The organism is Leisingera sp. ANG-DT, from assembly GCF_000813785.1.
Classification (GTDB): Bacteria; Pseudomonadota; Alphaproteobacteria; order Rhodobacterales; family Rhodobacteraceae; genus Leisingera.
In genome coordinates this window covers 1-1,369 of sequence record NZ_JWLE01000052.1, presented here as the reverse complement: position 1 = coordinate 1,369, position 1,369 = coordinate 1, and the positions used below count along the sequence as shown (strand labels likewise).

Annotated in this window: 1 protein-coding gene and 1 pseudogene; both read left to right on the top strand. The window is 65.6% G+C overall.

What is annotated here, in order from left to right; translation table 11 throughout:
- The first annotated feature begins 94 nt into the window (after window positions 1-94).
- A complete protein-coding gene (gene ftsL, locus RA21_RS21435; RefSeq protein ID WP_039152555.1) occupies window positions 95-445 on the top strand; it encodes a cell division protein FtsL in 351 nt (116 codons plus the stop codon).
- Window positions 442-1,369, top strand: a pseudogene (locus RA21_RS21430) (penicillin-binding protein 2); the annotation flags it as partial. The gene ftsL and the pseudogene RA21_RS21430, both read left to right, overlap by 4 nt.

The window sequence follows — 1,369 nt, the reverse complement described above, 5'->3', positions numbered from 1 at the left end:
CCGCCCGCCTGCGGGTCGGACGCCGGACGGACGCCGCACCGGGGCCAATCTCGGCCAAGGAACTTGGAATGCCGCAGCTGAAAGAGGCGCGTAAATGAAGACTTTGCTGTATGCCGCTACCTGCCTGGCCGTCTTCGGCCTCGCCTTCTGGGCCTACCGCGAAAACTACGCCACCCAGCAGGTGCTGAAAGACACCCGCGCGCTGCAGCGTGAAATCGGCACGGCGCAGGTTCGCCTCAGCGTGCTGCGCGCCGAATGGGCCTACCTCAACCGCCCGCAGCGCCTGCGTGATCTGGCTGACATCAACTTTGACAGCCTTGGCCTTTTGCCGCTGCGCCCGGATCAGTTCGGCCGCGTGGATGAGGTCTCCTACCCGGCGCCGCCGGAGCTGGAGATCACCAACGAGGTTGAAGTTTCCGGCCTGAATGCAGGGAGCCAGCCATGATCCGCACACCGCTCCGCCCGCTGGCCCGCATCCTCCACGCCCGCGCAAGCGGCGAAAACCCGGATGTGATCGAAGAGGAAAACATCAGCCTGCGCCATCAGGAAATGCAGGTGCAGGCCCGCCAGCGCGCCGAGGGGCGGCTTCTGGTGCTGGGGTTGTTCTTTGTTTGCGCCTTCGGGGCGATCATCGCCCGCATGGGCATGACCGCAGTGTCGGAACCGGCCGAGCCCGTTGCCAGCGTCCCCGGCGCCGCCATCGCCGCGCAGCGCGCCGATATCGTTGACCGCAACGGCAGCCTGCTGGCCACCAATTTCGAAACCCATTCCCTTTACGCCCAGCCGCCGCAGATGATTGACCCGGTGGGGGCGGCTGAGAAACTGGTTGAGATCTTCCCTGACCTCGACCGCGAGCGCCTGATCAAGGACTTCACCGGCAAGCGCAAGTTCCTGTGGGTGAAGAAGAAAATCAGCCCAGAGCAGCTCCAGGCGGTGCATGATATCGGCGATCCCGGCCTGATGTTCGGCCCCCGCGAAATGCGCCTGTATCCCAACGGCAGTCTGGCCGCGCATGTGCTGGGCGGGGCCGGGTTCGGCAAGGAAGGCGTGAACGCGGCTGAGGTGATCGGCGTTGCCGGTGTCGAACGCCAGTTCGACGACTACCTGCGCGACCCGGCCAATGCGGGCAAACCGCTGCAGCTGTCGCTGGACCTCACCGTGCAGGCGGCGGCGGAGCAGGTGCTTTATGGCGGCATGAAGCTGATGAACGCCAAAGGAGCCACCTCGATCCTGATGGACGCTCACACAGGCGAAGTGATCTCGGTGGTCTCCTTCCCGGACTTCGACCCCAACGACCGGCCGCGGCCGCCGACCTCCGGTTTTGACCCCTCCGACAGCCCGCTGTTCAACCGCGCGGTGCAGGGCGTGT